The 6,869-nt window shown below is 35.1% G+C and carries 5 protein-coding genes; 4 read left to right on the top strand and 1 reads right to left on the bottom strand.

What is annotated here, in order from left to right; translation table 11 throughout:
- The coding region (locus HNP81_RS19025) for a right-handed parallel beta-helix repeat-containing protein (RefSeq protein WP_376766770.1) at positions 1-544 on the top strand (544 nt) is incomplete at its 5' end.
- Positions 545-955: 411 nt separating this feature from the next.
- Here HNP81_RS19025 and HNP81_RS19020 read toward each other — a convergent pair.
- On the bottom strand, positions 956-1,870 hold the full coding sequence (locus HNP81_RS19020) for a helix-turn-helix domain-containing protein (protein ID WP_182503671.1): 915 nt from the start codon (positions 1,868-1,870) through the stop codon (positions 956-958).
- A 192-nt stretch (positions 1,871-2,062) separates the two neighbouring features.
- Between HNP81_RS19020 and HNP81_RS19015 the strand changes: the two genes are divergently transcribed.
- From HNP81_RS19015 to HNP81_RS19005, 3 genes are all read left to right on the top strand, one after another.
- Positions 2,063-4,186: a glycoside hydrolase family 3 protein gene (locus HNP81_RS19015; RefSeq protein ID WP_182503670.1), complete on the top strand. Its 2,124-nt coding sequence runs from the start codon at positions 2,063-2,065 to the stop codon at positions 4,184-4,186.
- A gap of 601 nt (positions 4,187-4,787) precedes the next feature.
- Positions 4,788-5,927 (top strand): YibE/F family protein, encoded by a 1,140-nt coding sequence (locus HNP81_RS19010; RefSeq protein WP_182503669.1) that lies wholly within the window; start codon positions 4,788-4,790, stop codon positions 5,925-5,927.
- Positions 5,924-6,700: a YibE/F family protein gene (locus HNP81_RS19005; protein WP_182503668.1), complete on the top strand. Its 777-nt coding sequence runs from the start codon at positions 5,924-5,926 to the stop codon at positions 6,698-6,700. The genes HNP81_RS19010 and HNP81_RS19005 overlap by 4 nt, the downstream gene beginning before the upstream one ends.
- Positions 6,701-6,869 lie beyond the last annotated feature (169 nt).

The following is a 6,869-nucleotide window of genomic DNA, read 5'->3' as shown; positions in this document are numbered from 1 at the left end:
AAACAGAATCGAAAAAAATGAAGCCGAAGAAAACAGAGTCAGAAAAAACAGAATCGAAAAAAATGAAGCCGAAGAAAACAGAGTCAGAAAAAACAGTATCGAAAAAAATGAAGCCGAAGAAAACAGAGGCAGAAAAAACAGAATTGAGAAAAATGAAGTCGAAGAAAACAGAGTCAGAAAAAACAGAATTGAGAAAAATGAAGCCGAAGAAAACAGAGTCAGAAAAAACAGAATTGAGAAAAATGAAGCCGAAGAAAACAGAGTCAGAAAAAACAGAATTGAGAAAAATGAAGCCGAAGAAAACAGAGTCAGAAAAAACAGAATCGAAAAAAATGAAGCCGAAGAAAACAGAGTCAGAAAAAACAGAATCGAAAAAAATGAAGCCGAAGAAAACAGAATCGAAAAAAATGAAGCCGAAGAAAACAGAATCGAAAAAAATGAAGCCGAAGAAAACAGAGTCAGAAAAAACAGAATCGAAAAAAACGAAGCCGAAAAAAACAGAAGTAGAAAAAAACAGAATCGAAAAAAATTGAACCGAAAATAATATCGATTTAGTCAACGAAATGCTGAGCGACTAAGAGAAGGAGCATCACGACTTGAAATCTGCATGCGATGTCATCGAAGTTTTGAAAAGGCAAAACCCCCATATTAAGTATGTTTGAAGCACTCGAAACATAGTTGTATGAATGGATTCCGCCCCTTGACCTTGTTTGCAGTCGTGGCCGTGATAGTAACAATTGTCCTTGATGAAAAATGTTGTTTAAAACCTTCCATTAAATACCCTTTATTTCTACATCCAAAGAATTAACCATAGACTAGCTCTTTTTCGCTTAGACCAAGCGTCTGCGCTGTTGAAGTAATAAGTCAGGTCTAATTATATTTCTTCAGTATATCCCCTTTTTCAATTAACAAGGACGTGTAAGCGTGCCTAAATGAGTGCTGTTCTAGATGCATCTTAATATAAACTTTTATATTCTTTTTGGAGTTTTTTTGGAGAAATATCGTATTCCTTTTTGAAGAGTCTGTAAAAACTCGAATAATCAGGAAAACCACATTTTAAGGCGATTTCCTCTATGGAGATCTGATTTTGTTTAATCATCGTTACAGCAAAAGATAGACGCTTTAATGATACGTAACGGTAAAAGGGAAGGTTCATGTTCTTTTTAAAGTAATGAGAAAAATAGTATTTATTTAAATGAAAATAATTAGATATATTGTCTAAACTTAAATCAGGCTCTGTCAAATGTGATTCAATGTATTCTAATATAGATACGAATCTTTGGTCTAGCTCTTCCTTGTTACTAAGATTGGGCATCCTACTGGCGGGATCGAAGATAATTTGAAGTGCTTGAAATAATTGATAATTTAATGTGAAGGAAAAGTTTTCTTCGCCTTTTTTTATTCTATGAGTTATTTCATCTAGTAGAAAAATTATATCTTGGAAATGTTTTGAATGCAGATGTAACACATAAGAACCTTGTGTCTTTTGATAAACCATATTCTCTTTCATAGATGGTGAACTAGATAGAAAGTCGCTCATTAAATGCTCACTAACGCTAATAATTATACGCTCATAGTTATCGATACTTTTAACGATAGCTTTATGAACAGCATAAGGAGGGATTACCACAACATCGCCTCTCCTTAAGGAATAGGTTTTTCCTTCACAAAAAAAGTCACACTCCCCATCTAAAAATACAAGAACCTCTAAAACATCGTGCCTGTGCAATTGAAATAAAGCCTCTAATTGGGAAAATTTCTCGGCTGATTCGTTATATTTCTTGAACCAATCATGAGGTTGGTTTTTTTTGCTAAAGTAATTAATTTCAAAACCTTTATTTATTACTGGAATAAGAACAGATTGCTTCATTTGGTGTCAACCTCTCGCATAGCAATAATTACAATATTTTTAGCAACAAACGCCATTTATTTTGAACTTTTTGTTGTTATTATAACAATATAAAGTAAGCGATATCAAATTTATTATACATGGTGTTTGAATGATAGATCGATTCTTCTCAAGGGCATAATGAGGAGAAGGCCAAGTTAAGGAGGCATTAAAATGGAAATGAATCATAAACAACCGGAATTAGAAGTCAGAGTTAAGAATATCATAGAGGTTGATGGATTAAAATTTAAGGATTTGAATAATAATGGGAAGCTTGATCCATATAAGGATTGGCGTTTAAGCCCGAAAGAGCGTGCAGAGAACCTCGTTTCATTGATGAATATGGATGAAAAGATCGGTATGATGCTGATTAATACACGTAAAATGGGGCTTTCTCAGGAAGATAAGGAAAAGACAAGTCATGATGGGATATTAGATGAAGCGATTGTGGAAAAAGGTGAAAATATATTTGCCGCTTCTAAAATATATGGAACAACTCATACCATCGAGAAAAGGAATTTAAGACACTTCATTTTAAGAGACAACTTTAGTCCAGCTGAAATGGCGGAGTGGATTAATAAAATGAATGAAGTTGCTGAGGGAACACGTTTAGGTATTCCTGTCTTGATCGCATCTAATTCAAGAAATGAAAATGCAGAATCAATATTCGGTATGAATGATGCAGGTGGAATTTTCTCTACATGGCCTGGAACCCTAGGGCTAGCAGCGGCAGCACAGGGCGATATTAAAAATGGTGAAGATGCATCACTGATTAGCGAATTTGCTAAAATTGCTCGCGAAGAGTGGGATGCTACTGGTATCAGAAAAGGTTATATGTATATGGCGGATGTCGTTACAGATCCGAGATGGCAACGGACGTATGGTACGTTTGGAGAAAATCCAGAATTTATTTCTGACGCTATTGGTCGCCTTATCGATGGATTCCAAGGAGAGGAACTAGGGGATCGTAGTATTACGATGACAACGAAGCATTTCCCTGGTGGCGGAGCAAGAGAGAATGGATTTGACCCTCATTATAAAGAAGGGAAATGGAATCTTTACCCAACACCAGGTAGCTTAGAAAAGTATCATTTACCACCATTTAGAGCAGCGGTAGAACATGGAACATCGTCCATCATGCCATATTATTCTATACCAAGCATCAAGAAGAGTGTGGTACAAGAGTTCGAAGGGGAGGACATTCCGTTCGAAGAGGTTGGCTTCACATTTAATCATTATTTCATTAATCATATTCTTAGAGAAAAACTTGGATTCAAAGGCTATATTAATAGTGACAGTGGTATTGTAAATAATATGAGCTGGGGCGTTGAAGAGTTAAGTGAGGCGGAACGCTTTGCTAAGGCAGTCAATGCGGGGACAGATATAGTTGCTGATACAAATGATATAGAAAATCTTAAATTAGCTGTTAGCAAAGGTTGGATTAGTGAAAAACGTATTAATGAAGCGAATGTACGTCTACTAACAGAAATGTTTGCTTTAGGTCTTTTCGATGATCGTACGTATAATTCACCAGAAGTGGCTACCTCTGTAGTTAGCAACAAAGCGAATTGGGAAGCAGCTTATGAAGCACATAAAAAATCCGTAACTGTACTTAAAAACCAAAATCAAATATTACCATTAACAGCTGAAAAACTTAATAATAAAAAGGTTTATGTAGAAGTATTACACAAGGAAGTAGAACGAGCAACAACTTACACTGAGAAGGCCAGAAAAGAATGTCAAGAGCTCGGCCAATTTACGATGACTGAAAACTATGAAGAAGCTGACATAGCAATCATGTTCCTTCATCCAAAATCCGGATCTTATTTCAACGCGACACCTGGACTATTAGAACTTGATATCTGTGAGGATAAAGTAGTATCGTCTTTGGATGGTTCATTGTATCAGGAAACAACTATAACTGGTATGAATCATTTAAAAGAAGTGGTAGACAACGTTCATAATCGTGGTGGTAAAGTGGTTATCAGTGTTAATGTGACATTGCCATGGATACTTAAAAGTGTAGAACCGTTGGCAGATGCTTTAATTGCTGGATACGATACTTTCTATAATGCGCAGCTTGAAGTTATCGCAGGCAATAGCCGACCAGTAGGCGTATTACCATTGACATTACCGGCAAGTGAGGAAGTAATTGCGGTATATCAGAATGGCGATTGTGTGTCGAGAAATGATGTACCGGGCTATGATAAGGACAAATACATGCCTGAAGGACTCAGTTATGCCTATAAGGATAGCGATGGTAATATTTATAAACTTGGTCATGGACTAACATATTAATCAATTTCTATAATCCCTTTTAGATAGACTTGAACAAAGAGAACATAGTAATATGTCCCTTTACAGTCTATCTGAAGGGGATTTTTCTATGTAAAGAAAAGGACAAGCCTTAAAAGTTAAATTCCAACATTCGGACTTTGTTTTAATTTTAGGCTCTTTTCGTAAAGATTGTTGTTTTTAGCCAATCGAGTAGATGTTGATTGTAGTGTAAGGTGTGAGCCTCCTGCTTAGAGAAGCGTGTTTAGGAAGAACCCGTCTGCGAAAAGCGAGTACCTGCAACGGAAATCAACCCAGATTGTTCGTGTACATATAATGGAAAAACAACAAAGTATGCGAAAACAGCTTAATGTTATTAAGGTCTACTATATGAAAACCTTTTGGGATATAAAACCTGAGATTATATAAGTACAATAAGTTTGGGCTATCTACATAATCGGCTGGAAAGAGGTTTTCTTGACGGTTGAAATATATTCCTGTTAATCTAAACCCATTATTATCGGAGTACATTTAGGTGAGGCTGTAGGCGAGGAATGAAGAACCCCTCACTGATTGACGTTTCACTTGATCCAATGGGTCCATATCATGAGTTGGAGGTTTTTTCTTGAACGTACTTATAACTAAATTTAAAGAGTTGTCTTCCAAACAAATTGTTTTATTCGCCATAATAGGTGTTTGTTTTGTCGCCTCTGTCATTTTTGTTCATCACAATTATTCGTTCTATGAACGCCCAATAGCCAAAGTAATCAAAACCAATCTGGAAGATACAACTGAAATGATTGATATACATAATAATAAAGATCATCTTTTCACACAACATATAACAGCCGAAATAAAAAACGGAGAAAATATAGGGAAGATCATTCATTTAACGAATAAGTATTCAACATCTGGAGCTTATGATCAAGAATACCATGTTGGAAATGAATTGTTCATTTCGATTGATACAAACAGTAAGGGTAGTACAGAATTATCGGGATCTATAAAAGACGTAAAACGTGATAAATTCGTTGTATATATAGCATGGATTTTTATCTTTATTTTACTTATCGTTGGAAAAAAACAAGGGCTGTTTTCGATAATAAGTTTGGCCGTGAATGCGGTTTTATTATCTTATGCATTGGATGTCTATTTGTATGATCCGGAAACGAGTCTGGTATTGATTTGCAGTATAAGTGTCATTTTATTTACTGTCATTTCTTTGTTACTCGTTAATGGTTTTAATGAAAAAACATATGCCGCTATTATTGCGACCTTGTTGGGAACTTTTGTTTCATTGTTCATAACCTATCTTGTTCTATGGTTAACTTCAGAAAAAGGACTTCGTTATGAAGAGATGCAATTCCTTACACGTCCTTATCAAATGGTATTTATGGCGGGGGTATTCATCGGATCCTTAGGAGCAGTAATGGATGTAGCTATTACGATGTCATCATCTATCTTTGGGTTGTATGAACAGAATAACAACATATCAATCAAAGCACTTAAAACTTCAGGATTGGATATTGGCAAAGACATTATGGGAACTATGACAAATATTTTATTTTTTGCATACATAAGTGGTTCCATTCCAATACTTATTTTGTATTTAAAGAATGCTTCTCCATTGGGATTTACCCTTTCGATGAATCTTTCATTGGAATTGGCCCGGGCTCTAGCCGGAGGTATTGGCATTGTATTGACGATTCCGATCGGTCTATATACTACTATCTTTTTTGTTAATCGAAAGAGGGCGCGATCATGAATGTATTAGTGTGGCTGGCCGCTATTTTATTTATATTGATGATACTTATTGGTGGAAAAAAAGGAGCACGGTCTTTTATTTCTTTATTCTTAAACTTTGGTGTGCTGCTCCTTACCATTATTTTCATGACAGATCCAAATATCAATCCGATTATCTTAACATTGATTGCATGTGCAGTGATTAGTTGTATTAATTTATTTTATATTAATGAAGTGAACAGTAAAACAATTACGGCGTTCATTTCAACAATTATTACGATTGTTATTTTACTTTTTTTTATTGAAATTGTATCAGAAAACACTAAAATTCAAGGATTTGGTGAAGAAGAAATAGAGGAGCTTGGCGTATTTTCTCTTTATATTGGCGTGAATTTTGTGAAAATTGGAGCCGCAGTAATTATTATGAGTACGATAGGTGCCATAACGGATGTTGCCATTTCCATTACATCGCCCATGCGTGAGATCTTTTATCATAATCCATCTATTAGCCGGAAAGATTTATTCACATTTGGATTAAGTATTGGCCGAGATATATTAGGGACCAATACGAATACATTATTTTTTGCGTTCTTTGGGGGCTATTTGGGATTGCTGCTATGGTTTAAAGATTTATCTTATTCTGTTGACGAAATTGTCAATTCAAAAGTATTCAGTGCCGAGATGATCACGATCTTTTGTGCAGGAATTGGTATAGCTCTGATTATTCCAATCGCTTCCTGGATAAATGCGTATTATTTAGTGAAAACGAGAGAAAATAATAAGCTTTCTAAATAGCTTTATGACAGGAAAGCTAGAACAATCTGTGTTTGCATGTTTGAATTTAACTAAATAATCACGTGTGAATGGAAAAACATCTCCTAGTATGCTGAAATAGGGGATGTTTTTATGTTTTTATATTTTTAATGATACGATTTGTAACAAACAAAATGGTTACGTTAATAAA

Origin of the sequence: Peribacillus huizhouensis, from assembly GCF_014138605.1 — a bacterium.
Lineage (GTDB): Bacteria > Bacillota > Bacilli > Bacillales > DSM-1321 > Peribacillus > Peribacillus huizhouensis.
The sequence above is the reverse complement of the archived record's forward strand: the minus strand, read 5'-3'. Positions and strand labels throughout refer to the sequence as shown.